The following is a 22,182-nucleotide window of genomic DNA, read 5'->3' as shown; positions in this document are numbered from 1 at the left end:
CGTCTCGCGCGCCGTTCCCGAGCTCGTCGTCACGGGCGACTGACGACCCCGGCCGCCGGATCCGCTACCGCGGTGCCCGGCGGCCGCTCGCGCGCGCGGCGAGCGCGATGACGACGAGCGCGACCGCCGTGATGATCGCGCACGCGACGAAGATTCCGCGCTGCTCGAGCGCCGTCATCGCGCCGATCGCGATCACCGGGCCCGCGACGATCGCGCCAATGCGGCGGGTGTTCTGGAAGATGCCGGTCGAGAGCCCGGGGCGCGGGATCAGCTGCTGGAAGAGCGTGAGGCCGACGCCCGCGATGCCGGCGAAGGCCCAGGCGTTGAGGATCTGCAGGGCGATGAGCGCCACCGGCCCCGTCGCAAAGGCGACGCCCGCGTAGTAGGCGATGCCCGCCAGGCAGCTCGTCGCGATCAGCACGAGCGGCGACACGCGCTCGCCGATGCGGCCGATGATGAGGAGCGCGGGAACCTCGAGGGCGGCCGCGACGCCGAGGGCGATGCCGGCCCAGATGATGTCGATGTGAAGCGTCTCGGTCACGTAGACCGCCATGATGCTCATGCCCGTGAAGTTGCCTGCTTGCAGAAGAACGAACGCCAGGACGATGAGCACGATGCCGAGCTTCCCGACCGCCTCGCCCGGCTCCGCCTCGGTTTTCGGGCCGGATGCCGCAGTGCCCCCATGTTTGCCGCGCATCATCGCGGCGGTCGTCGCCATCCCGAGAATCGCCACGGCGGCGATCGCGACGAGGATCGCGCGGGTGCCGAAGGATCCCATGATGAAGGTCGCGAGCGGCGGACCCGCGATCCAGGCGACCGAGAAGATCGCGCGCGTATTGACGACGTCCGCCGGGCGCGCACCCGTCGCGCGGAGGTGCGCGTAGAGCAGCGAGCTACCGACGCCCGCGGGCCCCGCGAGCACGATGAGCGCGATCGCCGCGAGGGGGATCGTCGTCACGATGCTGAGCGCGCCCGCGAGCAGGCACGTCAGCACGCCGCACAGCAGCATCGGGCCGAGGTAGTCGCGCCGCCGATCGGCGAGAGCGGGGATCAGGAGCGAGAAGACGAAGCCGCTGGCGTTGTACGCCGCGAGCACCCAGCCGACCTCGGCGGTCGTCGCGTCAAAGAGGTCGACGAGGATGAGGGCGAGGGCGGGGCTGAGGAACGAGGCCTGGATGCCCCAGAGCATGGCCGAGCTGGGAACCAAGAGGCGCGCGGGGCTCACGGGGGCTTCCGCTCCGTTCTGTCGTCGGGAATAGTGACGATGCTAGACCCGGGCGGGCGCCAAGCCTGGCAGCACCCACGCATAGCTCCCACCTCAGAAGAGTTCACGCGCCGTTCAGCGCCGTGCGCGCCCTCTTTTGGCGCCGGATCCGTATAGTCGTGGCCAACAACGCCCAGCGAAGGAGCCGAAATGACCAGCACCGAGCAGACCGTCGACCTGCTGATCTCGCACAACCAGATCGTCCTCCGGTCCCGCCCCTTCGACGAGCAGTTCGCGGAGTGGGGCGAGGGTAACGCCGACCAGGGCGCGATCCTGTACCCCGACTACCTCACGTTCGACCCGCTGCCCGACGAGACGTTCGGCGCCAACGTGAAGCTTGCGGTGACCGATGGTTTCGCCCCGGACCCCGATGCCGCGCGCGGCATCGCCGCGCCGTTCGTCGTCACCAACCCGGGGCTCGTCGAGGTCGCATCGGCGATGGAGAGCTTCCCCGTCGAGATCGACCTCGCCGCCGGACACTACGACGTGTACTTCGAGATCTGCGATGGCGAGGACGAGGAGGAAGAGATCTACTACCGCTTCACCTTCGTGCCCACACAGACGCCGAGCGCCCCGCGCTACTTCCTCGAAGACGAGTGGGGCGGCGAGGTCGGCGCCCCCCTGCAGACCGGCCTCTTCTAGAAGGCATTATTCACCGCGGGACGGGTCCGGGTCGACCATAGGTGCGGCGCCGATTTCGCGAGGTCGGGGTCAGAGAGCCTTTTTCACCACGCTCGACTTCAGCTGCATACGGCCGAAGCCGGGCACCGTCGCATCGATATCGTGGTCGCACATGTGGTAAGCGAGCTGCCCGCCCTGCGATGCCCCGGAACGGGGAGTCTGCTGCGCATGGAAGTATGTGAACCGTGCTGAGTATTTCCCCCGCCGATTTCACGGATCCGGCACTCGCCCGGTTCCTCCAGGAACACCTCGACGATATGCAGCCGACGGCCCCGCCCGAGTCACGTCATGCCTTGCAGCTGTCAGAGCTCGATTGCCCATGGGTGCGCCTCTGGTGCGCCCACATCGGCGGAGAAATCGTCGGAACGGTCGCGCTCGCCGTGATGGACGACGGCCACGAGGAGCTCAAGAGCATGCGTACCTCGCCTCACCACCGCGGGCAGGGCATCGCACGCACGCTCCTCGCCGAGGCGCTCGACGACGCGAGATCACGCGGCGTCGGGCAGGTATCGCTCGAGACCGGATCCGTCGACTTTTTCTCGGCCGCGCGGAGCCTCTATCGGAGCGCCGGTTTTGAGCAGTGTGGCCCGTTCGGCACGTATGTCGAGGATCCAAACAGCGTCTACTTCACGATCGCGCTCTGACGCGGCGCGACCCTAGACTGCGTCGTGAGGCCGCCGACCGGCCCACTGCTTTGTCCGAGAATCGCGGAAACGAACCCATGTCCAAGGATCGACAGATTACCCCTCGCGCGAGCGCCTCGAGGATTACCAAGAGAACTGGCTCGCGGTCTGAGCGCACCCGTGTGACAGGGTAGCTCCATGCCCGAGTACCGCATCCACGGCGCGAGCGTCGACGAGATCGCCGACCTCTATGACCAGTTCAATCACGAGTTCATGCGCGACGAAGACTGGCGGATGGGCGCGAGCCTCGACGCGCTGAACGACGTGCTCTACCGGCTCGACGCGGAAGCCCGCGACGGGGATCCGGCGGTCGTCGTCTGGGACGACCACGCGCACAGCCGCGCGTCGCTCGGTTTCGACGCGACCGAGCGGTGGATCCTCGACAAGCTCGCCCAGCCCGGCACGTCCAACGCCGAAAAGTTCGGACGCGACCTCGCGGCGCTCCGCGCCGGCACGGGACCGACGTACTTCGAGATCGTGCTCGACATCTTCGCCGATCACCCGGCGATCGAGCTACGCCTGCAGTAGCGCCGACGCGAGAAACGCGCGCAGGGCGGGCGACGGGTTGAAGTCGCTCCACGCCAGATACTCGACGCGAGTGGGGCCCGCCTCGACCTCGATCGCCACGAGGTCACCCGTGACCAGCGCCGGTGAGAGCAGTGCGGCTGCGATCCCCTGTCGGGCGAGCCCGACGATCACGTCGACACTCGTCGCCTCGAACGCGACATCGCGGCGCACGCCAGCGGCAAGAAACGCGAGATCCGATTGGATCTGCCCCGGGGTTCCCTCGGGGAAATCGACGAACGGCGTGCCGGCCATATCTTCGAGGCTCAGCGCGCGGCAGCGCGCGAGCGGATGATCCTGGGACATCGACGGCTCCGCCGTGTTCGAGTATGCCTGGCTCGGGCTCGTCGGCGCGCTCCTCACCTACACGCTCTGGTTCGCGGGCATCGGCCTGCTCCCCGTCACCTCGACCGCGCTACTCGGACTCCTCTCGCCGCTCATGGCCGCCGCGCTCGGATCCCTCATCGCTGGCGAGGCGCTCGCCCCGATCCAGATCCTCGGCTTCGCCATCTCGCTCGTCGCGATGCTCGCGGGGCAGCTCCCGGCCCCGCGCTCGCCGCGGGCTGCCCGGCGCTCAATGCGCGCCTACGCCGCCGAGCTGACAGACGGATCCCGCTGAGGACTTTCCACCGAACCCCGTCGCGCCCGCGGCCGGCAGTCGCTACATTCGGTACCGATCACCGCCGTTCGCACACACGGGAGCACGCATGTCGTTTCAGGCATACCTCGACACCATCGAAAAGAAGACCGGTCTCACGCCGCGCCAGCTCGTCGACATCGCGCACGAGAAGGGGCTCGATAGAGACGGCGTGAAGGCCGGCGAGATCCTCACCTGGTTGAAGGACGACTACGACCTCGGCCGCGGGCACGGCATGGCGCTCGTGCACGTGATCCAGAAGGGCCCGACGATCAGCAGCAAGCATGTCGGATCCGACGGCGTGCACCGCGACGAGTCGGAGACCCTCTGGCTCGACGGCGTCGCGACCAAGCCCGCGAGCTGAGATCAGTCGTCGAAGCGGCGGATCCAATCGAGGGTCGCCTGCCGGAGGTCGGTGCCGCGCGGCGCGTCGATGAGGTGCATGTTCGGGCCCTCGGGATAGTCCTCGAAGCGCGCCTCGCGGAGCGCCGCGTTGACCACGCGATACGGGGCGGGAATGTCACCCCTCCCGCGGTCGCCAAGAAGGGGCAGGTCGCTCGCGCGGATCACGACGCCGCCGTCGTAGCGCAGGATCCGCGGGGTCTCGATGCCGCGTTCTTCCGCGGCGAGCGCCAGCCGCGACCGAATCGCGTCGTCTCCGCCGAGTTCGTCGATCACGGGATCCCCGACGACTGTAAGCCAGTTCACCGTCATGTAGCGGCCGGGCTTGGGCTGGAGGTTGAACGTCTCGCAGTCGAGCCCGGGATAGCGATCGAGCCATGGAAGCGCCGCACCGCCGCGGTGGTGCACCATGCCCGCCTCGTCGACGAGGGCGAGCCCGGCCGTGCCGTATTGGGGCCGCGTCGCCTGCGCCCACCGCGCGACGAGGTCGACGTATCGTTCCGTGTCTCTGAGAGCGAAGGACGGCGGCGCCGAAAAGGTCACGCGCGAGAGCCAGGAACGCCGCGGATCCTCCGCGAGCATCATCGTCTCCGCCTGCCAGCGTGGTGGGTTCTCGCGCTGCAGGAGCGCGATGCTCAACACCTGATCCGGGTGATCGATGACCCGTTCCGCAGAGCGCGCCATTTCGTCGCCGGTACCTTCGCGCACCTGGCGAGGCCGGTTGTGCTCGCTCCCCATCCACAGCGGGAACCGTCCCGGCGCGAGCTCTACGATGTCGCGCACGACCGCGAGCGCCGCGCGCCGCGGATCCGGCCGGTGCCCGTCGGGGATGTACAGCTGCGCGGTGACTCCGAGCCTCTGCAGCGGAGCCCCGGTCTGGGGCGCCGGGATCGTCAGCTCGTCGAGGTCGCCCATCTCGCCTCCCCCGAATCCCAATACGCGCGCGCGGGCGCGACTCTACGGCAACACATAATCGCCGGTCGGCCCCGGGTTCATCGCGACCTCCCACCGGAAGCCATCGGGATCAACGAAGTAGCCGGAGTATCCACCCCACTCGCGTCGCGTTGCGGAACTCACTTCGGCGCCCAACGAAGCCACCATCGCGAGTACCTCATCAACGCCGGCCTCGGTCGGCATGTTGTGCGAGAGGGTCAACGGCGCGATGCCCGCGGCCGGGGCATGCCCGATTTCGGCGGTGAATCCCTCGACGCTCCACAGCGACAGCATGAGGTGCTCACCCACCGGCAGCATCAGCACGTCGTCGCTCTCGAACATCGGCCGCCACCCCAAACCGTCGACGTAAAACTGTCGGCTGCGGCGCACATCGGCCACCGCCAATGTAATGAAACTCACCCTCTGGTCCACGCTGGCCTCCTCTGCGGTCTCATGACGAGGCTCTCATGATTGCACCCAGCGGTGACATTCGAATTTTGGAGCCCCGGGCTTGTGTAAAGCAACCTTTGCATGTCAAGCTAGCTTCACACGTTAAGGCTGCTTTACAACGGAAGAGATCATGAACACCAAAACACGCTGGGGGCAGACCCGGTTCGCACAGGGCAGGGTCCCCGCAATGGCCGTCGCAGTACCCGCTGGGCTGCTCCTGGCCATCGGGGTCGGCGCACTCACGCTCCTCACGGATGTCGCCGAGGGCGAGCAGGCCCTTATCGTCGCGGCGGTATTCGCACTCGTCATGTCCTGGGGGTTCATCGGCCTCATCTGGGCGATGATCGTCGATCGCTCGACCCTCCGCGACGCGATCGACAGGCCCGACGAGTCGGTGGAGTCGAAGTGGCTAGATGCCGCAATGTCGGGCGCGCTCCGCGATACGGTCATGCTCACGGGACTCACGCTCGCGGTCGTCTCGATCGCCGGCATTGCCCTCGACGGCACCTGGGCGCTCATCGGAGTGATCTGGATCGCCTTCTTCAGCACATTCGTGCGCTACCTCATGGCGAAGAAGCGCGGCTGACGGTGAAGAATTCGCTTCAGGAGCGTCGGCTCGATCGCAACTGGTCGCAACAGCGTCTCGCCGATGAGCTCGGAGTCTCGCGGCAGACGATCATCTCGATCGAACGCGGACGATTCGACCCGTCGCTCCCCCTTGCCTTCCGGCTCGCCGATGTCTTCAGCTGCCGGATCGAGGATCTCTTCGATCCCAGCGCCGACTGAGAATCGTCGCAGTCAGCCGCCACGCCCCGCGCGACGCCACATGTCAGCTTCGGACAAGATACGTGCGAATGTGGACGATTCTCGCGGTTTTTGCCACCCCAGAGAAGCGGAAGACGTGGCAGAAGTCGATCTGTTCCGTCGGCGTCACCAGACAGCCATTGCAGCTCGCCGCCTTGCCGTGGTTGATCGCGGTATAAACCTCAACCTCCTGCACATCGCGCGGGAGCGAGAGAGCACCCTCGACATCGCGGCCCGGATCCCCCAGCACTTCCCACCGAACATCGTCGGCGAGCCACGCTCGCACGTCGTCGAGGTTGCCCGCGGCCCAGTCGACCGAGAGCTGGCTCACGAGAAGATTCCTCGGAGAATTTCCGCAATCGTCGGGCACGGTGATCCGCATGGCGCCAGGATACTCGGCGTCTGCTCCCGTGACGGGCCGGTCGAAGCCGCTGACCCTCGACGGCGGCCCGCCCACCTGCGAGAGAATGGGCATTACTAGCAACGTCATCCACCGAGGAGCCGGAGCATCATGGCCGAGGAGCCGGAGCATCATGGCCGAGAAGCCCACCGTCCTGTTCGTCTGCGTGCACAACGCGGGCCGCTCGCAAATGGCGGCTGGTTATCTGCAGGCCATTGCCGGGGACCGGATCGAGGTTCTCTCGGCCGGATCCGAGCCGCGCGATCAGATCAACCCGGTCGCGGTCGCCGCGATGGCCGAGGAGGGCATCGACATCGCATCGAACACGCCGAAACTCCTCACCGTCGAGGCCGTGCGTGAGTCCGACGTGGTCATCACGATGGGCTGCGGCGACGCATGCCCGATCTTCCCCGGCAAGCGCTACGAAGACTGGGTTCTCGACGACCCGGCCGGGCGGGATGAAGGCACCGTCCGGCGGATCCGTGACGAGATTCGCGCGCGCGTCGAGAAGCTCATCGCCGAGCTCGTAATCAGCTGAGTAGCCGCCGCCGAAGGTATAGCGTGGTCGCATGCCGCACGTTATCGACTTCGTGAACGTCTCCACCTCCGGGCTGGAATCATCGCCCGTCGCACCCGCCCTCGCGGGCCTCCGCGCCAACGAGGCGCGCTATATCCACAACAAGTACAAGCTCGACTTCGCCACCGTGCCCGCCGAGGGCACCGAGACGCTGGCATGGGTCACGAAGATCCTGGCCGACGAGCGCGGCATCGTGATCGATTCCCCCGCGCTCGAGGTCGCCGAGCCGCCCGTGCCGGGGATCCGTTGGGCGTACGTGTTCTACGAATCGGGACTGTCGATCAATGTTCTGTACGAGCTCGCGGAGGGCGGCAAGCACGCCGTGGGTTTCAAGCTCTCCGATGGCATGGAGGTCCCCGAGGAGCTTGGATCCTTCAAGTTCGCGCGTCAGAAGTCGAAGCTCGCGGGCACGATCCGCGGATCCTACTTCGTTATTAAGGGCGAGTATTGATCCGGGGCGTTGCAGCAATTCTCTACTTTCAAATTTAGAAACTAGTTGCTACGGTGTGAGGCATGCCTGCCGACGGATCCCAAGGCCCCTCGCCCGTCTCCCCTGAGCACGCGCAGGGCTTGCTCGACTCCATTCCGCGTCGCCCTCGACGCGTCTTCACCGCACGCGATCACCTCAGCACGGCAGCCACGGTTTTACTGTCGTTCGCCGCCGGGCTCCTCACCATGGTGGGTCACGTGTGGTGGGCCATCCCCCTTGCCCTCGGCGCGATCGTCATCGCGCACGGATGGATCAAGAGCCGACTCGACCGCCCCAACGAGCCTCGGTTGAAGGGCGCTTCCGTTGCGACAGCATTCACGGTCTGGCTACTGATCCCGATCTGGCGCGTTCTCGTTCACGGAGAAACAGTCCCTCTGCCCGAGGGTTTTCTGTTTGCTGCCCTCGCACCGGCCGCGTGGCTCGTGCTTTACCTCGTGCTTCTCATTCGCCGCTGACCACAATGGCATACACCGACATCGACCCCCACCTCGTTGCGCCAAAGCGATTCGTCACGCTGTCGCACCTCAGCCAGGTCGAGCAAGCCGACTATCCCGCGCTCCAAGAATCGACGGATCTCTCGATGCCGGATCTATCCAAGATCCTGCGAGATCTCGAGGAGCGCGGTCTGGTCGAGATCTCCAAGGAACGCAAGAACCGGTACGGGTCGACACTCGTGCGACTCACCCCAGAGGGCCGACGCACGTTCCGCAACCTGATCGAGACGCTGAATCGCATTGCCGGAAACTAATCTGACTGGGCCCTTCGACGAAAAACGCTATGCATCGCAAGACCACCCGCATCGTCGGTGAGAGCTTTAGCCCGCTGGAAAGCACACTGCTTGACTTACATCAGCGCTGGTAGACATCACGCCTGTTCCCCGCCGCGACGACCATGACGAGCAGTTCGTTATCGTGAATCTCGTAGATCACTCGCCAGCTCCCGGTGCGCACGCGCCAAGCGTCACGCCCGGTGAGTTTCTTCGACGCGGGCGGCCGCGGCTCGTCCGCCAGGAGGACAAGTACGGCGCTGACTCGCTCCTGACCGTCACGCGGGAGCTTGCGGATCTGACGGCGCGCGGCGGACCCGATTCGAACCGTATAGGTCACAGGCCAAGTTCGCGACGGAGCTCATCGAGCGTAATGCTCTCTCCGCCGTCAGCCTTCGCCGCGTCATAGGCCGCGATGTCGTCAAGCTCCTCCGCCGCTTCCATCAGCCGATCGAGCGTTTCGGCATTCACGATCGCACCCACTCGCCGATTGTGACGAGTGAGGTAAACGGGCTCGCTGTGTGCCCGATCGATGAGCCGACCGAGTTGGTCGCGCGCCTTGGTTGCGGTGATCTCCATGACTCAAGAATACCCGGAAATGTACATTATCGGGAGGGTGAAGACTTCGCCCATGACGCCATCCGAAGCGCGGAGCGGTCGCTAGTCAGTGGCCGCCTGGATCCGACCGGTCGCCGGCCCGAGCACGCCAAGACACAGATGGTCATCTTCCGAGAGGTCCAGACGAGGCAGCTCGAGGGGGTGGAAGCGAGCTCACACGTTGAAGCGGAACTCCACCACGTCGCCACGGCCAGGAACGCATACACGCCTCACCGGGCCAGACCGGTCTCAGGGCTACGGTCCCTCACCGCGAATGGCCGACTCAGCTGCCTCTCCGCTGGTCATCCAGCACCTGTTCCATCTCATCCGAAACCTCGTCCAGGAGGACCTGGAAGCCGGGCTCCTCGAGGGGGAAGTGGCCGCAGCCAGGAAGCATCACGACCCGGGCCTTGCCGTGAAGCCGACCAAGGTAGTCGAGGCTGAGCTCCGGCATAGTCCAACGATCCTCGGCCGGATGCAACAGCACGACCGGTGGTCCTTGGTATTGCTCGGGTGGAATAGCCGGACCTGCCTCGAGGAACGAGCGGTACCAGCCACCGGCATCGCGCCACCACCGCCGCACGGGTCGGTGAGCACTGCATGACTGAGGCCAGGGTCGTTCGAAATCGCAGACATAGGGGTCAGCACGCGGACCGGGATCCGTGGATTCGCCGCTAGCCCCCGGGCGAAATGCAGCAGTGGCAATCCCAGCCGCGCTATCCACGGGGCTCGCACGATGGCGGCAGCGATGCCCAGCCGAGTCGGGTCGAGCAGGCAAGTCGCGATGACCCGCTTGGCCAGTCCGGTCACTGCAGCGGTGTCGACCGCGAGGGCACCACCCATGCTCGCCCCGACGAGGACGAGTGGCCGCTCGTCATGCTCGCGACCCACGAGATCGACGAGCAGCTGCTGCCAGTCGCCATAACTAACGCTGCGGCGTCCACGCCGCACCCGGATCGTTCGCCCGTAACCGGGCAGATCGACCACCGTAATCCGAGCGCCCAGGCGACTCAGGTGTGCAGCGTAGGGCTACATCGCCGCCGCGTTCCCTCCCGCTCCATGGACAAGCAGCATTCGGACCGAAGCCGTCGGGGCACCCACGTGCTCGATGTGCAGGTCCCACGAACCACCCCCGTCCGGCGCATCCCACCTCCACGACGAGGCCACCCGCCGCACTGGTGCAGGGACGAGGCGCACGAAAGGCTCGTACCGGCGGTCCGTGGAGTCAAGTCGGCCAGCCCGTGCCGGTGGCACATTCGCTCGACCCTTCGAAAGCGCCCCATTCATACCCGCAATGTTACGGGAGTGCCCGGCGTCAGGGACTGATGCGCAGGTAGGTGGGCAAGAAGCCTGTATTAGACATTGAACCTGAATTCAACCGCGTTCCGGCACGGACCGACCTCACGACCCTATCGCCATCGACATCGTCGGGCGTGCGACTCGGCATCTCGGCTTCGAGTCCGCGGGCCGCAGGTCACGCCCGGGAGACGACGTCCTCAACACACGCTCCGCGCACACGGATCACCGGGCGAAGCCCGATGTCCGTGATCGCGACCGGATCCGGCCCCGACGGCATGGTCCCGCGCGCCGCTCCAGCAGTGGGCACGACCACTCACGAGGCCGCCAGTACACTAGGGGCATGTTGGAACTGCGACCGAACTGCGACCGAACTGCGAGTGCTGCGACCGCGACCTCGCGGTATCCGACCCCGACGTCTACATCTGCAGCTTCGAGTGCACCTGGTGCGGCGAATGCGCGCGCAAGCGCCTCAGCATGACGTGCCCCAACTGCTCCGGCAACCTCACCCCTCGGCCGATCCGACCGGCTAGCACCCTCGCAGATCACCCGCCGTCGAACACCCGAGTCATCGCACCGGACTGCGTGGGTCGCACCGCCTCAGCGATCACACGTTGAAGCGGAACTCCACCACGTTCCAGCACGGAACAACCTCTGCCGGATTCGTTACTCGACCGCATCACGTCAGGGCAGGCATCATGAGGATCAGTTATAAGGCAGTGTCGAGGTCTCTGCTCCACCCCACGTCCATAAGGACACGCTGCAGAGCTTCGGCGGCGCTTACTGTGGCATCGAACGTCGCCTCATCCAAGGCAGCGACTCGGTCGTCGCTGCGGTACCAGGATGCGACGTCAGCCTCCGACACCTCAGCGGCCAGCGCCTTAGTTCGATGCCGTTCAAGTGTCTCGTCAAGGCTGAGTTCGTAGTAGTAACAACGAGTCAGACCACGATGGTCGTCTCGCAGCTGAGACAGCATCTCGCCATAACTCTCGGAATGCAGGATGCCTTCGATCACCACGTCGAGCCCGTTATCGAGGGCGAATCGCGCCGACAGATCGATGTATTGAACGCTCAATGCACCGGGGTGATCGCGAACATGCAAGATCTCTCGCCGCAGCACGTCATGAGCGATGATCGCCACGCCCCGCGGTCGCGCAGCTCGGACTGCGTGCGCCAAGTGCGACTTTCCGCTGCCCGAGTTCCCGCGGATGATGATCAGACGAGAACTTTCCGAGCCGGTCAATTTAGGTCTCATGCGACCTGCAGCGGCGTGATCTCAGCGACCTTGTCGCGTAGCGCTCGGCGCTCGAGCCGAAGCTCGTAGTTCGACTGCAGATTCATCCAGAACTCCTCGGACGTGCCGAAGTAGCGCGCCAGCCGGATCGCCGTGTCCGCAGTGATCCCGCGCTTGCCGTGCACGATCTCATTGACCCGCCGCGGCGGCACACCGATCGATACCGAGAGCTTGTTCTGAGTGATCCCGAATCCCTCGATGAAGTCCTCCATCAGGATCTCCCCCGGGTGGATCGGCTCTATCAGGTCGGCCTCAGTGGTAGTCGACGAGTTCGACATCTTCTGCACCTCCATCTCTCCAGACGAAGCAGATCCGCCACTGGGTATTCACCCGGATGCTGTGCTGACCGCGACGGTCGCCGGCCAGCCTCTCCAACCGGTTCCCCGGTGGGATCCGCAGGTCGTCGACGTCCTTCGCCGCATGAATCAGCTCGAGCTTGCGCAGCGTCGCCCGCTGCACGGCTCGATCAACACCCTTGACGTACTGCTCACGCCAGATGCGCTCGGTGTCTTTGCTCCCGAACGATCTGATCACACGGTAAGTGTATAACGGAGATCGTCAATAACGCTATACGTTAAACTGGAACTCCACCACGTCGCCGCAGATACCAACCTCTGGAGAAGTTAGCTACTCCCCGGGTTTGACCTTGTCGTAACGGCAAGGTTTACCGTCTCTTGCTATGACTATTTCAGTGATTGACAGCGCGTCGAGCATGCGCCGAGTGCTCGCAGCGACACCCGATGACCGCGCCGATCTGGTCCGTGAGATGTGGTCTCCCCTGGCTGGGATGTACCACTTCATCCCGGGAGGGGGCGACATGGCCACCGTGCACCGACAGAACTTCGGCTTCGACTGGGAGGGCGCAACCGAACCGATCCAGGGGGCCCTCGAGCGTCTCGTCGAGGCAGACGCCTGGAACCGCATCACTACGGCGCTCGAGTCCGGAGCCGCGGCACTCCGGGCAGCTGCCCCGGGCATCGAGGTGCCCGATCTGCAGGTGCTCCTCGTGTTAGCCGATCCCGACAACAAGCACTTCGTCGACGAGATCCAGGGGCTGTCCGCATTCGGTGGAATCAGCGGCTACATCACCATCACCGTCTGGCCCACGCCCCAGGTTCTGGAGCGACTCGAAGCGATTACCGTTCATGAACTGCACCACAATGTGCGGTACTCGCCGGGCGGAGTCGTATGGGACCCGATGACGGTCACCGTCGGCGAGCAGGTAATCTCGGAAGGGCTTGCGGACGTGTTCGCTGCGGAGCTGTTCGGCGACCGCGGGTACACGCATTTCGTCAGTGAAAGCACCCACAACGATGCCGAAGTCCTTGCGAAGGTCGCAAGCGGGCTGCACGTCACAGGCATGCAGAACTTCACGGCGTGGGTGCATGGTGACGCGAGCGCGCGCCTCCTCGGCGCAGAGCCAGTTGGTCTGCCCACGGGTGCTGGCTACGCAGCCGGCATACGGCTAGTTCGCGCCTACCTCGATGCCACAGGAGCCACCGCGGCACAGAGCATTGCCGTGCCTGTGGACGAGGTTCTGCGTGTCGCCGCGCCTCAACTGGGCTTGCGCCTCAATCGGGAAGAATGAGAACGACGTCAACCAGCTGGAGGCAGTCCGTGGAGTGGACCGTGCACGAGCTCGCAGAACGTGCGGGCATCAGCGGGCGAACGCTGCGTCACTACCACCAGATTGGGCTGCTCGAGCCAGACCGCGTCGGGTCCAACGGTTACCGGTACTACGGGCCCGACGCAGTCTCCCGCCTGCAGCGAATCCTGCTGTTGCGAGAAACGGGCATGCCGCTGGCCGACATCGCGGACGTACTTGATGTGCCCACAACTCCTGAGGTGGAAGTCCAAGCGCTCACCGGGCACTTGGAGCATCTCGCTAGGGAACGCGACTCTCTGAATCGACGCATCAACGCGGTGGAGCACACCTTGTCCATGCGTCGCCAGGGCCGCGAACCTCGCATGGATGTCATGCTCGAGGGATTCAACGACCGATATGAGGTTGAGGTCGTCGAGCGCTGGGGCCGCGACGCATTCGACGCATCGAATCAGTGGTGGCACGGGAAATCGGTCCAGCAGCAAAAGGCATGGAAAGTCAGAGCCGACGCCCTACTCACCCGGTGGCGTGTGATCCAGCAGGAAGGGCATGAACTGGACTCCGCGATAGCGCAGGAGCATGCGGCCGTTCACGTGGAGTGGTTCAAGGAGATTCCGGGAACTCCTACCCATGCAGGCGACACGGCGAAGTCCGTCGACATGATCCGTGGTCTCGCAGACCAGTACGAAACGAACCCCGACTTCCATGTCGCCTTCGGAACCCCGGAGGCCGCAAGTTTCGCTGCAAACGCGTTGCGACTTCACGTGCGAGGACTAAAGCCTTCTCCTGCGGATGACCTCAGAGGTTAATTTGAAAATCTAAACTCCACCGAGTTCCGGTACATACCAACCTGTCACTTTGCAGTAAGGGTGCAACTCCGGGGTACAGATCCACAGAGGGTCACCGGGGATCTCACTCAAGGCTGACACAGAGGGCTTACGCCGACTTCGACACGGTACTGATTATTGACGGCGAGCGAAGCTGTGCGCGTCGGCTTCAATCCGGAAGTGCGAGCGCGCCAAAGGTTTAGTTCGAGAAACGGAAATCCACCCCATTCCGACATCGAGCAATCTCCTCCGCCACTGTCGTTGTGCGGGCCAGCACTGATGAGCCGCGCCTTCGCGCACCGGCGGTCAGACAACGGTGTGAGCGGACTCGTCGCCCTCGGTTCGAGCGCACACCATGAGCAGGTTCCCGTCAGGATCCCGGAACTGGACGAAGGCCACGCTCCCGATGTCGACTACGTCCGAGGCAAGTTCGGCCCCGAGATCGCGCACATGCGCCACGACTGCGCCGAGGTCATCGGCCCACCAGAAGAAGCGTGGCGGACCGTCCGGCGTGAACGGCGCGTTCGCGTCCAGAGCAAGGCCGGGGCCCGTTTCCATCGGGACGTCGACGATCGTGTCGCCATGCGAAGGCAGGGACACCTCCGCACCGAGCAGCCTGCCGTACCAGTCGACAGAGCGGTGGATGTCCCGCACCGGGATGAAGACTTGGCCGATCTCGCGGCGTATAGGAGTCGTCACCGCTCAATCGTATGGCAACGGGTCTCGCGGATCGGCTCGCAGGGTCGTCATCCAGCTGTCCACCGACACGAGCGGACCAGGGAGGTCATGGACAAGGGCAGCAACGCGGTGACCAAACGCAGCGGAAGCGCATGACACCACGCACTACCGGAGGCGATACGGCAGAACCAAATTCCACCAAGTTCCGGCACGGAGCAGCCTCTGGAGAGAAACCACCGCGTCGGGTGGGCGGCCCGCGGGCACCGCGGACAGCCCACCCCGGACCGCGACGCCCTCGAGGTCACGACTCCCGCCGCGCGCGGCGGAGGCGAGGAATGATCTCGACGGCGATGACCGTCACCGTGCAGAAGAGCCCAAGGCTGAGGATCAGCCAGCCGATCCACCATGCATCATCCTCGTCCACCACACGCGCGCCGACGCCGCTCTTCCCTGGGAACACCCATCCGACGGTGTACGCCGGGTCCAGCAGCAGGACCAGCCCCCATCCGATGAGCATGAACCACACCGCACACGACGCCACCTGCGCGACCAGCATCGGCGTCACCGCGGACCGCGGCAGAAGCAATAGAGCCGGGCCCGTCGAACCCACCAACGTCAGAGCAGCACAGGCGACGAACACGCCCCAGATCCCCCAGGACCAGGCCATCGCGCACCCGCCGACCACCAGCGCCGCCGTGACAGCGACGATCGCCCAGTGCTTCCTCGCGAGATGCATCTGCATCCACCTGGATCGCCCGGGGACCACTCACGCACCGCCGCTCATCGAAGGGTCAGACGTTGAAGCGGAACTCCACCACGTCGCCGTCGACCATCACGTAGTCCTTGCCCTCCATGCGCACGCGGCCGGCGGCCTTGGCGTCTGCCATGGATCCGTACTGGTCGAGGTCTTCGAACGACACGATCTCGGCCTTGATGAAGCCGCGCTCGAAGTCGGTGTGGATCACGCCGGCGGCCTGCGGGGCGGTGGCGCCCTTGCGGATCGTCCAGGCGCGCGCCTCCTTCGGGCCCGCCGTCAGGTAGGTCTGCAGGCCGAGGGTCTCGAAGCCCACGCGCGCGAGCTGGTCGAGGCCCGACTCGGGCTGGCCGAGAGCCTGAAGCAGCTCGAGCGCCTCGTCGCGGTCCATGCCGACGAGCTCAGACTCGACCTTGGCGTCGAGGAAGACGGCCTTCGCGGGGGCGACGAGCTCGCGGAGCTCGTTCATCCGCGCCTCGTCCGTGAGCACGCCCTCGTCGACGTTGAAGACGAACAGCGTCGGCTTTGCCGTCAGCAGGCCGAGTTCTCGGATCGGCGTCGTGTCGAAGCCGGCCTGGAACAGCGTCTTGCCGGTCTCGAGGATCGCGAGGGCTTCCTTGGAGGCGTCGAGCACGGCCGGGTCGGCCTTCTTGCCCTTCACTTCCTTCTCGAGACGCGGAACCGCCTTCTCGAGGGTCTGCATGTCGGCGAGGATCAGCTCGGTGTTGATCGTCTCCATGTCGCTGTGCGGGTCGACACGACCGTCGACGTGCGTCACGTCGCTGTCGGTGAAACCGCGCACGACCTGCGCGATCGCGTCAGCCTCGCGGATGTTCGCGAGGAACTGGTTGCCGAGGCCCTCGCCCTCGCTCGCGCCGCGCACGATACCGGCGATGTCGACGAACGACACGGGCGCCGGAAGAAGCTTCTGGGATCCGAAGATCTCCGCGAGGCGGTTCAGTCGCGGATCCGGGAGCTCGACGACACCGACGTTCGGCTCGATCGTCGCGAACGGGTAGTTCGCTGCGAGGACGTCGTTCTCGGTGAGAGCGTTGAACAGGGTCGACTTTCCCACGTTGGGAAGTCCTACGATGCCGATAGTCAGAGCCACGGGAGTCGATTCTATCCGGGCCACCTGGTTCGTTTGTCAGTGGTTCGGGAGAAATTGGATCCATGGAGTTTTTCTGGGTTCTCATGGTGCTGATCGGGGTGGCCGCCGGCGCCACCATCGGGTGGTTCGCGCGGGCGTCACGCTCGGCCGGATCCGAGGCGGAGGCCACGAGGGCGACCGCGGAGGCCGCGGGGCTGCGCGAGGCGCTCGAGCGCTCCGAGCAGCGCGCCCGCGAGGCCGCGGAGCGCGACCGCACCGAACGCCAGGAGCAGGCGCTCCGGGCGCAGCGCGAGAGCGCCGTCATGCAGGCGCTCTCCCCCGTCCGCGAATCCCTCCAGCGCATGCAGCAGCGCGTCGATGAGATGCAGCGCGAGCGCACCGAGCAATTCGGTCAGGTGTCCGAGCAGCTCCGCACGGCGCATGCCCTCGACCAGCAGCTCCGCGCGACGACCGAGCAGCTCGCCGGCGCGTTGCGCTCGAACACGACGCGCGGCGTGTGGGGCGAGACCCAGCTCCGGCGCATCGTCGAATCGGCCGGCCTCATCGCACGCGTCGACTTCGACGAGCAGTCGTCGATCTCGTCGGACGCGGGCGCGGGCCGCCCCGACATGCTCGTGCACCTGCCGGGCGGCACGTCGATCGCGGTCGACGCGAAGGCGCCGCTCGCGGCGTTCCTCGACGCCGAGGCCATCCCCGAGACGGCCGTCGGAGACGACGACGCGCGGCGCGCCGAGCTCCTGCAGAAGCACGTCAAGGCCGTTCGTGCGCACGTCGACGCGCTCGCGAAGAAGGCCTATTGGACGGGCCTCGACGCAAGCCCGGAGTTCGTCGTCTGCTTCATCCCGAGCGAGTCGGTGCTATCGGCGGCGCTCGCGGAGGATCCGGGGCTGCTCGAGTACGCGTTCAGCAAGCGCGTCGCGCTGGCTTCGCCCGTCAACCTCTGGGCCGTTCTGAAGACGGTCGCCTACTCCTGGACTCAGCAGGAGGTCTCGGTCGAGGCCAAGACGCTCTTCGACCTCGGCAACCAGCTCTACGAGCGCCTCGGCTCGCTCGCGGGCAAGGCCGACGACATGCGCCGCGCGATCGAGCGAACCGTCGACGCCTATAACGGTCTCGTCGGTTCGCTCGAATCGCGCGTGCTCGTCACGGCGCGGAAGTTCCCGGGCATCGACGCGTCCAAGCTCAATAGCGCGCGTTCGCCCCAGGTGATCGATTCGCCAGTGCGCCGCCTATCGGCGCCCGAAATGCTCGCCGCGGAGCTTAGCCCGGAAGCCAGTTAAGCGAGAGCAGGATGCCCGCGGCGATGACCACGAAGCCACCGACCGACCACCAGACGCTCGGCTCAGTGCCTTCGGGTCGCCGCACGCGGAAGAGCACGTCGGGTCGGCGTGCCGGATCCTGCGCGTCGGCGACCACCGCGCGCGCACCTTCAGAGGCAGACTTTTCCGAGGCTTCGGTCATGCCCTGATTATCGCATGTGTCGGCTTAGAGCCACTTCGACTCGAGGTGGTCGCTCGAGATTCGACGTAAGGTTCCCGAGTGACCGCGAAGCACGACGCTCTCGGTGTAGAGGTATCCGTCCTGGCGCTTCACGCCGGCAACGAGGGCGCCGTCGGTCACGCCCGTCGCGACGAAGATCGTGTTGTTGCCCTTCACGAGGTCTTCGGCCTCGAGCACATCGTCCATCGGCAGGCCCGCATCGATGCCGCGCTGGCGCTCATCGTCGTCGCGGGGCCACATGCGGCCCTGAATGTGTCCGCCCAGCGCCTTAATCGCGCACGCCGTGACGATGCCCTCGGGGCTGCCGCCTACGCCGACACACATGTCGGTGCGCGCGTCGTGGCGCGCCGCGTTGATGCCGCCCGCGACGTCGCCATCGCTCATGAGGCGCGTGCCGGCACCGGTCGAGCGAATGTCGGCGATCAGCTGCTGGTGACGCGGGCGGTTCAGCACCGACACCACCATCTCGTCGATCGGCTTACCGAGCGCCTGCGCGAGCAAGCGGATGTTCTCCTGCACGGGGAGGCGAATGTCGACGACGCCGACGCCCGCGGGGCCCGTCACGAGCTTGTCCATGTAAAAGACGCTCGACGCGTCGAGCATCGTGCCGCGATCCGACATCGCGATCACGCTCAGGGCGTTGTTGCGGCCCTCGGCCGTCAGCGTCGTGCCATCGATGGGATCCACCGCGATGTCGTACGAACGACCGCGGCCCGTGCCGACGTGCTCGCCGTTGAACAGCATCGGCGCGTTGTCCTTCTCGCCCTCACCGATCACGATGCGGCCGTCGAACTCGACGGTCGTCAGGAAGGCGCGCATGGCGTCGACGGCGGCGCCGTCGGCGAGTTCCTTCTGACCGCGCCCAATGAAGGGAACGGAACGAATCGCGGCGGCCTCCGTCGCGCGAACAAGCTCGAGCGCGATGTTGCGGTCGGGCGTCAGGGGGATGAGGTCGTCGGTGTCGTGGATCTCGTGATCAGCGGTCATGACTCCGACAGTACTCAGAACGCTACGCAAGAAACGCACATTTAACGAACATCAAGAACGAAGGATTTACGGTTTTTAACATTTTAGATAAATGAGACGTTTCACCCGCCCGGACTCCGTCTCGAATTCCTCCTGCGGCATGCAGACAATAGGCTGGAACCCCAACACCGCTATCCGTAAGGAGACGCACAATGCCGGTCGCAACCCCGGAACAGTACGCCGAGATGCTCACCCGTGCGAAGGATGGCGGATACGCCTTCCCCGCATTCAACGTGTCGAGCTCGCAGACCATCAACGCCGTCCTGCAGGGCCTCGCCGAAGCTGGCTCGGATGGCATCCTCCAGGTCACGACGGGTGGCGCTGACTACTTCGCTGGCCACACCGTCAAGGCGCGCGCAACCGGCGCAATCGCCATGGCGCAGTACGTTCGCACCGTCGCCGACAGCTACGGCGTCACGGTCGCGATCCACACCGACCACTGCCCGAAGAACGCGCTCGACGACTTCCTCCTCCCGATCCTCGCCGCGAGCGAGGAGCAGGTGAAGGCCGGCGGCGCCCCGATCTTCAACTCGCACATGTGGGACGGCTCGGCCGTGCCGCTCGACGAGAACATCGATATCGCCAAGGAGCTCCTCCCCCGCACGCACAACATCGGCGCGATCCTCGAGATCGAGGTCGGCGTTGTCGGCGGCGAGGAAGACGGCGTTCAGCACGAGGGTTCGAACGACGCGCTCTACACGACCGTCGGCGATGTGACCAAGGCCGTCGAGGCCCTCGGTCTCGGTGAGAAGGGCAAGTACATCTCGGCCCTCACCTTCGGCAACGTGCACGGCGTGTACAAGCCGGGTGGAGTGAAGCTCCGTCCCGAGCTCCTGGGTGAGATCCAGGCCGGCATCGCCGAGAAGTTCGGCACCGACGCCAAGCCCCTCGACCTCGTGTTCCACGGTGGTTCGGGCTCCTCGGCCGAGGAGATCGCGACGGCCGTCGCGAACGGTGTCATCAAGATGAACATCGACACCGACACGCAGTACGCGTTCACGCGCTCGGTCGCCGGCTACATGCTCGCCAACTACGACGGCGTGCTGAAGGTCGACGGCGAGGTCGGAAACAAGAAGCAGTACGACCCCCGCGCATGGGGCAAGGTCGCCGAGACGGCGATGGCCGCTCGCGTGGTCGAGGCGACGAAGCAGCTCGGCTCCTTCGGCAAGTCGATCAGCGCCTAATTCGCTGACAGACGACGATCGCCCCCGCTCCGAAAGGAACGGGGGCGATCTTCGTGTGCGGTTACGGCAGCTCGATGCCCTGCAGCTCCGCGAACTTCTGCAGCACCGCCGGATCCATCGCGAACGGCACCGCGACGATCAGGGCCCCGACGATCGTGAACACGATGCCCGCGATCACGGCGATCCACCACATCGTCTTGCGGCGCGCGTGCCGCCGCCACAGAATCCACACCGTGCCGCCCCAGCCGATCAGCATCACGACGATCGAGACGATCCCCGCGACGCGAAGGCCCGCGGGATCGGTCAGCTCGACGTCGCTCATCCCGATCGCGTCGAGCAGCGCGTACGGATCCGTGTACGACCGCAGCGCCCCGAGCACCGAGTACAGCCCAAACGCCATGAGCGCGACGGTGATCACGCGATCGACGACGGTCGCCTGGCTGACCTGCTCATACTGGCCGGGTCGCTTGGGCGCCGCGGCGTCCTCCGGCGGCATGTCGCGCGGCACGAGCGCCGGATCCAAAACCCGCTTCGGGACGTCCTGTCCGCTGCGAGCGCGCTGCTCTTCGGGGCTCGAATACGCGCCGAACTGCGGGCGCGGGCGCTCGTCGCTCATTCCTGGCTCCGGCGTCCGCCGCGCGGGCCGTCGCGCAGCTCCTTGGGCAGCGAGAAGATCAGGTCTTCCTCGGCGGTGCGCACCTCTTCGACGTCGCCGTAGCCCGCGTGTGCAAGCTCGCGCATGAGCTCCTGCACGAGCACGTCGGGCACGCTCGCGCCGCTCGTGATGCCGATGGTCTTGACGCCCTCGAGCCACTCCTGCCGCACCTCGTCCGGGTAGTCGATGCGGTACGCGGCCTTCGCGCCGTACTGCAGCGCGACCTCGACGAGGCGCACGCTGTTCGACGAGTTCGCGGATCCGACGACGATCACGAGATCGGCGCCCTCGGCGACCTTCTTGATCGCAACCTGGCGGTTCTGGGTCGCGTAGCAGATGTCGTCCGACGGCGGATCCTGCAGTTCGGGGAAGCGCGCGCGCAGGCGGTTCACCGTCTCCATCGTCTCGTCGACCGAGAGGGTCGTCTGCGAGAGCCAGACGAGCTTCGACGGATCCTCGACTTCGATCGTGTCGGCCTCGGCCGGGTTGTTGACGATGGTCACGTTGTCGGGGGCCTCGCCGGCCGTGCCCTCAACCTCTTCGTGGCCCTCGTGGCCGACGAGGAGGATGTGGAAGTCATCGCGCGCGAAGCGCTTGGCCTCGCGGTGCACCTTCGTCACGAGCGGGCACGTGGCATCGATGGCCTGCAGGCCGCGCTCCTCGGCCGCGTCGACCACCATGGGCGAGACGCCGTGCGCGCTGAAGACGACGTGGGATCCCTCAGGGACCTCGTCGACCTCCTCCACGAAGATCGCGCCCTGCTGCTCGAGCTCGCGCACGACGTGGATGTTGTGCACGATCTGCTTGCGCACGTAAACGGGTGCGCCGTATCGCTGCAGAGCCTTCTCCACGGTGATCACGGCCCGGTCGACTCCCGCGCAGTAACCGCGGGGCGCGGCAAGAAGGATCCGCTTGTCACCGTCGACGGGAATATCCTGGAGGCGCTCGCGCCGGCTGGGGACGCGAGGGATCGGAAGTGCTACGGCGGTCTGGCTCATGACTCCAG

General features: G+C 65.8%; 36 protein-coding genes. 16 read left to right on the top strand and 20 right to left on the bottom strand.

What is annotated here, in order from left to right; genetic code table 11:
* Positions 1-64 precede the first annotated feature (64 nt).
* A complete protein-coding gene (locus DTO57_RS01280) occupies positions 65-1,225 on the bottom strand; it encodes an MFS transporter (RefSeq protein WP_229730343.1) in 1,161 nt (386 codons plus the stop codon).
* A gap of 189 nt (positions 1,226-1,414) precedes the next feature.
* Between DTO57_RS01280 and comJ the strand changes: the two genes are divergently transcribed.
* Complete coding sequence (gene comJ / locus DTO57_RS01275; protein WP_114116419.1) at positions 1,415-1,906, top strand: competence protein ComJ; 492 nt, start codon at positions 1,415-1,417, stop codon at positions 1,904-1,906.
* Between the two features lie 69 nt (positions 1,907-1,975).
* Here the strand turns inward: comJ and DTO57_RS01270 are convergent, their stop codons facing one another.
* Positions 1,976-2,059, bottom strand: coding sequence for a PhnA domain-containing protein (locus tag DTO57_RS01270; protein ID WP_229730373.1), 84 nt, complete (start codon positions 2,057-2,059; stop codon positions 1,976-1,978).
* 71 nt (positions 2,060-2,130) lie between these two features.
* Between DTO57_RS01270 and DTO57_RS01265 the strand changes: the two genes are divergently transcribed.
* Both DTO57_RS01265 and DTO57_RS01260 read left to right on the top strand, forming a co-directional pair.
* Positions 2,131-2,589, top strand: coding sequence for a GNAT family N-acetyltransferase (locus DTO57_RS01265; RefSeq protein WP_114116418.1), 459 nt, complete (start codon positions 2,131-2,133; stop codon positions 2,587-2,589).
* Positions 2,590-2,766: 177 nt separating this feature from the next.
* Positions 2,767-3,156: a barstar family protein gene (locus DTO57_RS01260; RefSeq protein ID WP_114116417.1), complete on the top strand. Its 390-nt coding sequence runs from the start codon at positions 2,767-2,769 to the stop codon at positions 3,154-3,156.
* Here DTO57_RS01260 and DTO57_RS01255 read toward each other — a convergent pair.
* Positions 3,142-3,498: a LysR substrate-binding domain-containing protein gene (locus DTO57_RS01255; RefSeq protein ID WP_114116416.1), complete on the bottom strand. Its 357-nt coding sequence runs from the start codon at positions 3,496-3,498 to the stop codon at positions 3,142-3,144. The genes DTO57_RS01260 and DTO57_RS01255 overlap by 15 nt on opposite strands.
* Positions 3,499-3,511: 13 nt before the next feature.
* Here DTO57_RS01255 and DTO57_RS01250 point away from each other — a divergent pair, with 13 nt between their 5' ends.
* A complete protein-coding gene (locus DTO57_RS01250; protein WP_229730344.1) occupies positions 3,512-3,811 on the top strand; it encodes an EamA family transporter in 300 nt (99 codons plus the stop codon).
* Between the two features lie 88 nt (positions 3,812-3,899).
* Positions 3,900-4,193, top strand: a complete 294-nt coding sequence (locus tag DTO57_RS01245) for a DUF4287 domain-containing protein (RefSeq protein WP_114116414.1) — start codon at positions 3,900-3,902, stop codon at positions 4,191-4,193.
* A 2-nt stretch (positions 4,194-4,195) separates the two neighbouring features.
* On the opposite strand, the gene DTO57_RS01240 is transcribed toward DTO57_RS01245, so the two are convergent.
* Both DTO57_RS01240 and DTO57_RS01235 read right to left on the bottom strand, forming a co-directional pair.
* Positions 4,196-5,146: a type VI immunity family protein gene (locus DTO57_RS01240; RefSeq protein ID WP_114116413.1), complete on the bottom strand. Its 951-nt coding sequence runs from the start codon at positions 5,144-5,146 to the stop codon at positions 4,196-4,198.
* A 42-nt stretch (positions 5,147-5,188) separates the two neighbouring features.
* Positions 5,189-5,596: a VOC family protein gene (locus DTO57_RS01235; protein WP_114116412.1), complete on the bottom strand. Its 408-nt coding sequence runs from the start codon at positions 5,594-5,596 to the stop codon at positions 5,189-5,191.
* A 205-nt stretch (positions 5,597-5,801) separates the two neighbouring features.
* On the opposite strand from DTO57_RS01235, the gene DTO57_RS01230 reads away from it, so the two are divergent.
* On the top strand, positions 5,802-6,200 hold the full coding sequence (locus DTO57_RS01230) for a hypothetical protein (protein ID WP_114116411.1): 399 nt from the start codon (positions 5,802-5,804) through the stop codon (positions 6,198-6,200).
* A 2-nt stretch (positions 6,201-6,202) separates the two neighbouring features.
* Entirely contained in the window at positions 6,203-6,400 is a 198-nt protein-coding gene (locus tag DTO57_RS01225) for a helix-turn-helix transcriptional regulator (RefSeq protein ID WP_114116410.1), read from the top strand.
* A 43-nt stretch (positions 6,401-6,443) separates the two neighbouring features.
* Here the strand turns inward: DTO57_RS01225 and DTO57_RS01220 are convergent, their stop codons facing one another.
* Positions 6,444-6,749 (bottom strand): hypothetical protein, encoded by a 306-nt coding sequence (locus DTO57_RS01220; RefSeq protein WP_222843209.1) that lies wholly within the window; start codon positions 6,747-6,749, stop codon positions 6,444-6,446.
* 202 nt (positions 6,750-6,951) lie between these two features.
* On the opposite strand from DTO57_RS01220, the gene DTO57_RS01215 reads away from it, so the two are divergent.
* The 4 genes from DTO57_RS01215 to DTO57_RS01200 all read left to right on the top strand — a co-directional run bounded on the left by DTO57_RS01215 (position 6,952) and on the right by DTO57_RS01200 (position 8,633).
* Complete coding sequence (locus DTO57_RS01215; RefSeq protein ID WP_114116409.1) at positions 6,952-7,356, top strand: arsenate reductase ArsC; 405 nt, start codon at positions 6,952-6,954, stop codon at positions 7,354-7,356.
* A gap of 31 nt (positions 7,357-7,387) precedes the next feature.
* Positions 7,388-7,846: a phage tail protein gene (locus DTO57_RS01210; protein ID WP_114116408.1), complete on the top strand. Its 459-nt coding sequence runs from the start codon at positions 7,388-7,390 to the stop codon at positions 7,844-7,846.
* A 62-nt stretch (positions 7,847-7,908) separates the two neighbouring features.
* Positions 7,909-8,340, top strand: a complete 432-nt coding sequence (locus DTO57_RS01205; protein ID WP_114116407.1) for a hypothetical protein — start codon at positions 7,909-7,911, stop codon at positions 8,338-8,340.
* Between the two features lie 5 nt (positions 8,341-8,345).
* Positions 8,346-8,633, top strand: coding sequence for a transcriptional regulator (locus DTO57_RS01200; RefSeq protein ID WP_114116406.1), 288 nt, complete (start codon positions 8,346-8,348; stop codon positions 8,631-8,633).
* Between the two features lie 100 nt (positions 8,634-8,733).
* On the opposite strand, the gene DTO57_RS01195 is transcribed toward DTO57_RS01200, so the two are convergent.
* The 4 genes from DTO57_RS01195 to DTO57_RS14830 all read right to left on the bottom strand — a co-directional run bounded on the left by DTO57_RS01195 (position 8,734) and on the right by DTO57_RS14830 (position 10,262).
* On the bottom strand, positions 8,734-8,991 hold the full coding sequence (locus tag DTO57_RS01195) for a type II toxin-antitoxin system RelE family toxin (protein ID WP_114116405.1): 258 nt from the start codon (positions 8,989-8,991) through the stop codon (positions 8,734-8,736).
* Positions 8,988-9,230: a type II toxin-antitoxin system Phd/YefM family antitoxin gene (locus tag DTO57_RS01190; RefSeq protein ID WP_229730345.1), complete on the bottom strand. Its 243-nt coding sequence runs from the start codon at positions 9,228-9,230 to the stop codon at positions 8,988-8,990. The genes DTO57_RS01195 and DTO57_RS01190 overlap by 4 nt, the downstream gene beginning before the upstream one ends.
* 301 nt (positions 9,231-9,531) lie before the next feature.
* The gene (locus DTO57_RS14265) at positions 9,532-9,702 is read right to left on the bottom strand and encodes a hypothetical protein (RefSeq protein WP_162785598.1); all 171 of its coding nucleotides are present in this window, start codon (positions 9,700-9,702) and stop codon (positions 9,532-9,534) included.
* Positions 9,645-10,262 (bottom strand): alpha/beta fold hydrolase, encoded by a 618-nt coding sequence (locus tag DTO57_RS14830; protein ID WP_114116404.1) that lies wholly within the window; start codon positions 10,260-10,262, stop codon positions 9,645-9,647. Before DTO57_RS14830 ends, DTO57_RS14265 begins: the two co-directional genes overlap by 58 nt.
* A 645-nt stretch (positions 10,263-10,907) precedes the next feature.
* Between DTO57_RS14830 and DTO57_RS01180 the strand changes: the two genes are divergently transcribed.
* Positions 10,908-11,162, top strand: coding sequence for a DUF1272 domain-containing protein (locus tag DTO57_RS01180; RefSeq protein WP_114116403.1), 255 nt, complete (start codon positions 10,908-10,910; stop codon positions 11,160-11,162).
* Between the two features lie 91 nt (positions 11,163-11,253).
* On the opposite strand, the gene DTO57_RS01175 is transcribed toward DTO57_RS01180, so the two are convergent.
* Genes DTO57_RS01175 through DTO57_RS01165 form a run of 3 tightly spaced genes read right to left on the bottom strand, consistent with a single transcriptional unit; the run spans position 11,254 to position 12,372 of the window.
* Positions 11,254-11,799: an AAA family ATPase gene (locus tag DTO57_RS01175; protein WP_114116402.1), complete on the bottom strand. Its 546-nt coding sequence runs from the start codon at positions 11,797-11,799 to the stop codon at positions 11,254-11,256.
* Positions 11,796-12,116 (bottom strand): HigA family addiction module antitoxin, encoded by a 321-nt coding sequence (locus DTO57_RS01170; RefSeq protein ID WP_114117235.1) that lies wholly within the window; start codon positions 12,114-12,116, stop codon positions 11,796-11,798. The genes DTO57_RS01175 and DTO57_RS01170 overlap by 4 nt, the downstream gene beginning before the upstream one ends.
* Positions 12,091-12,372, bottom strand: a complete 282-nt coding sequence (locus DTO57_RS01165; RefSeq protein WP_114116401.1) for a type II toxin-antitoxin system RelE/ParE family toxin — start codon at positions 12,370-12,372, stop codon at positions 12,091-12,093. Before DTO57_RS01165 ends, DTO57_RS01170 begins: the two co-directional genes overlap by 26 nt.
* A gap of 145 nt (positions 12,373-12,517) precedes the next feature.
* Here DTO57_RS01165 and DTO57_RS01160 point away from each other — a divergent pair, with 145 nt between their 5' ends.
* Both DTO57_RS01160 and DTO57_RS01155 read left to right on the top strand, forming a co-directional pair.
* Positions 12,518-13,426, top strand: a complete 909-nt coding sequence (locus DTO57_RS01160; protein WP_114116400.1) for a DUF2268 domain-containing putative Zn-dependent protease — start codon at positions 12,518-12,520, stop codon at positions 13,424-13,426.
* Positions 13,427-13,467: 41 nt separating this feature from the next.
* Complete coding sequence (locus tag DTO57_RS01155; RefSeq protein WP_229730346.1) at positions 13,468-14,250, top strand: MerR family transcriptional regulator; 783 nt, start codon at positions 13,468-13,470, stop codon at positions 14,248-14,250.
* A gap of 324 nt (positions 14,251-14,574) precedes the next feature.
* On the opposite strand, the gene DTO57_RS01150 is transcribed toward DTO57_RS01155, so the two are convergent.
* The 3 genes from DTO57_RS01150 to ychF form a co-directional block, all read right to left on the bottom strand.
* Positions 14,575-14,967, bottom strand: a complete 393-nt coding sequence (locus DTO57_RS01150; RefSeq protein WP_114116399.1) for a VOC family protein — start codon at positions 14,965-14,967, stop codon at positions 14,575-14,577.
* 280 nt (positions 14,968-15,247) lie between these two features.
* Positions 15,248-15,682, bottom strand: a complete 435-nt coding sequence (locus tag DTO57_RS01145; protein ID WP_114116398.1) for a hypothetical protein — start codon at positions 15,680-15,682, stop codon at positions 15,248-15,250.
* 55 nt (positions 15,683-15,737) lie between these two features.
* Positions 15,738-16,811 carry a redox-regulated ATPase YchF gene (ychF, locus tag DTO57_RS01140; RefSeq protein WP_114116397.1) on the bottom strand — a complete coding sequence of 358 codons (1,074 nt, stop codon included), beginning with the start codon at positions 16,809-16,811 and terminating at the stop codon, positions 15,738-15,740.
* Positions 16,812-16,873: 62 nt separating this feature from the next.
* Between ychF and DTO57_RS01135 the strand changes: the two genes are divergently transcribed.
* Positions 16,874-18,091: a DNA recombination protein RmuC gene (locus DTO57_RS01135; protein WP_114116396.1), complete on the top strand. Its 1,218-nt coding sequence runs from the start codon at positions 16,874-16,876 to the stop codon at positions 18,089-18,091.
* Here DTO57_RS01135 and DTO57_RS01130 read toward each other — a convergent pair.
* Together DTO57_RS01130 and glpX are read right to left on the bottom strand one after the other, a co-directional pair.
* A complete protein-coding gene (locus DTO57_RS01130) occupies positions 18,072-18,272 on the bottom strand; it encodes a UDP-N-acetylmuramyl pentapeptide phosphotransferase (protein WP_114116395.1) in 201 nt (66 codons plus the stop codon). The two genes, DTO57_RS01135 and DTO57_RS01130, sit on opposite strands and share 20 nt — an antisense overlap.
* Before the next feature lie 24 nt (positions 18,273-18,296).
* Positions 18,297-19,298, bottom strand: coding sequence for a class II fructose-bisphosphatase (glpX, locus tag DTO57_RS01125; RefSeq protein WP_114116394.1), 1,002 nt, complete (start codon positions 19,296-19,298; stop codon positions 18,297-18,299).
* Between the two features lie 191 nt (positions 19,299-19,489).
* Between glpX and fbaA the strand changes: the two genes are divergently transcribed.
* On the top strand, positions 19,490-20,521 hold the full coding sequence (fbaA, locus tag DTO57_RS01120; protein ID WP_114116393.1) for a class II fructose-bisphosphate aldolase: 1,032 nt from the start codon (positions 19,490-19,492) through the stop codon (positions 20,519-20,521).
* 61 nt (positions 20,522-20,582) lie between these two features.
* Here fbaA and DTO57_RS01115 read toward each other — a convergent pair whose 3' ends face one another.
* Together DTO57_RS01115 and DTO57_RS01110 are read right to left on the bottom strand one after the other, a co-directional pair.
* Entirely contained in the window at positions 20,583-21,137 is a 555-nt protein-coding gene (locus tag DTO57_RS01115) for a DUF6264 family protein (RefSeq protein WP_114116392.1), read from the bottom strand.
* Positions 21,134-22,174: a 4-hydroxy-3-methylbut-2-enyl diphosphate reductase gene (locus DTO57_RS01110; protein ID WP_114116391.1), complete on the bottom strand. Its 1,041-nt coding sequence runs from the start codon at positions 22,172-22,174 to the stop codon at positions 21,134-21,136. The genes DTO57_RS01115 and DTO57_RS01110 overlap by 4 nt, the downstream gene beginning before the upstream one ends.
* Positions 22,175-22,182: the final 8 nt, after the last annotated feature.

The sequence above is a fragment of the Microbacterium sorbitolivorans genome, assembly GCF_003327285.1.
In the GTDB taxonomy this organism is placed as follows: Bacteria; Actinomycetota; Actinomycetes; order Actinomycetales; family Microbacteriaceae; genus Microbacterium; species Microbacterium sorbitolivorans.
The sequence above is the reverse complement of the archived record's forward strand: the minus strand, read 5'-3'. Positions and strand labels throughout refer to the sequence as shown.

Bases quoted from the DNA above. Each gene is read 5' to 3' on its own strand.
- DTO57_RS01215 (WP_114116409.1), top strand. From the start codon at position 6,952: ATGGCCGAGAAGCCCACCGTCCTGTTCGTCTGCGTGCACAACGCGGGC.
- DTO57_RS01210 (WP_114116408.1), top strand. From the start codon at position 7,388: ATGCCGCACGTTATCGACTTCGTGAACGTCTCCACCTCCGGGCTGGAA.
- DTO57_RS01190 (WP_229730345.1), bottom strand. From the start codon at position 9,230: ATGGAGATCACCGCAACCAAGGCGCGCGACCAACTCGGTCGGCTCATC.
- DTO57_RS01170 (WP_114117235.1), bottom strand. From the start codon at position 12,116: ATGTCGAACTCGTCGACTACCACTGAGGCCGACCTGATAGAGCCGATC.
- DTO57_RS01145 (WP_114116398.1), bottom strand. From the start codon at position 15,682: ATGCATCTCGCGAGGAAGCACTGGGCGATCGTCGCTGTCACGGCGGCG.
- DTO57_RS01175 (WP_114116402.1), bottom strand. From the start codon at position 11,799: ATGAGACCTAAATTGACCGGCTCGGAAAGTTCTCGTCTGATCATCATC.
- DTO57_RS14265 (WP_162785598.1), bottom strand. From the start codon at position 9,702: ATGCCGGAGCTCAGCCTCGACTACCTTGGTCGGCTTCACGGCAAGGCC.
- DTO57_RS01160 (WP_114116400.1), top strand. From the start codon at position 12,518: ATGACTATTTCAGTGATTGACAGCGCGTCGAGCATGCGCCGAGTGCTC.
- DTO57_RS01245 (WP_114116414.1), top strand. From the start codon at position 3,900: ATGTCGTTTCAGGCATACCTCGACACCATCGAAAAGAAGACCGGTCTC.
- DTO57_RS01205 (WP_114116407.1), top strand. From the start codon at position 7,909: ATGCCTGCCGACGGATCCCAAGGCCCCTCGCCCGTCTCCCCTGAGCAC.
- DTO57_RS01230 (WP_114116411.1), top strand. From the start codon at position 5,802: ATGGCCGTCGCAGTACCCGCTGGGCTGCTCCTGGCCATCGGGGTCGGC.
- glpX (WP_114116394.1), bottom strand. From the start codon at position 19,298: ATGACCGCTGATCACGAGATCCACGACACCGACGACCTCATCCCCCTG.
- DTO57_RS01270 (WP_229730373.1), bottom strand. From the start codon at position 2,059: ATGTGCGACCACGATATCGATGCGACGGTGCCCGGCTTCGGCCGTATG.
- DTO57_RS01240 (WP_114116413.1), bottom strand. From the start codon at position 5,146: ATGGGCGACCTCGACGAGCTGACGATCCCGGCGCCCCAGACCGGGGCT.
- DTO57_RS01135 (WP_114116396.1), top strand. From the start codon at position 16,874: ATGGAGTTTTTCTGGGTTCTCATGGTGCTGATCGGGGTGGCCGCCGGC.
- DTO57_RS01110 (WP_114116391.1), bottom strand. From the start codon at position 22,174: ATGAGCCAGACCGCCGTAGCACTTCCGATCCCTCGCGTCCCCAGCCGG.
- DTO57_RS01260 (WP_114116417.1), top strand. From the start codon at position 2,767: ATGCCCGAGTACCGCATCCACGGCGCGAGCGTCGACGAGATCGCCGAC.
- DTO57_RS01130 (WP_114116395.1), bottom strand. From the start codon at position 18,272: ATGACCGAAGCCTCGGAAAAGTCTGCCTCTGAAGGTGCGCGCGCGGTG.
- comJ (WP_114116419.1), top strand. From the start codon at position 1,415: ATGACCAGCACCGAGCAGACCGTCGACCTGCTGATCTCGCACAACCAG.
- DTO57_RS01200 (WP_114116406.1), top strand. From the start codon at position 8,346: ATGGCATACACCGACATCGACCCCCACCTCGTTGCGCCAAAGCGATTC.
- fbaA (WP_114116393.1), top strand. From the start codon at position 19,490: ATGCCGGTCGCAACCCCGGAACAGTACGCCGAGATGCTCACCCGTGCG.
- DTO57_RS01255 (WP_114116416.1), bottom strand. From the start codon at position 3,498: ATGTCCCAGGATCATCCGCTCGCGCGCTGCCGCGCGCTGAGCCTCGAA.
- DTO57_RS01115 (WP_114116392.1), bottom strand. From the start codon at position 21,137: ATGAGCGACGAGCGCCCGCGCCCGCAGTTCGGCGCGTATTCGAGCCCC.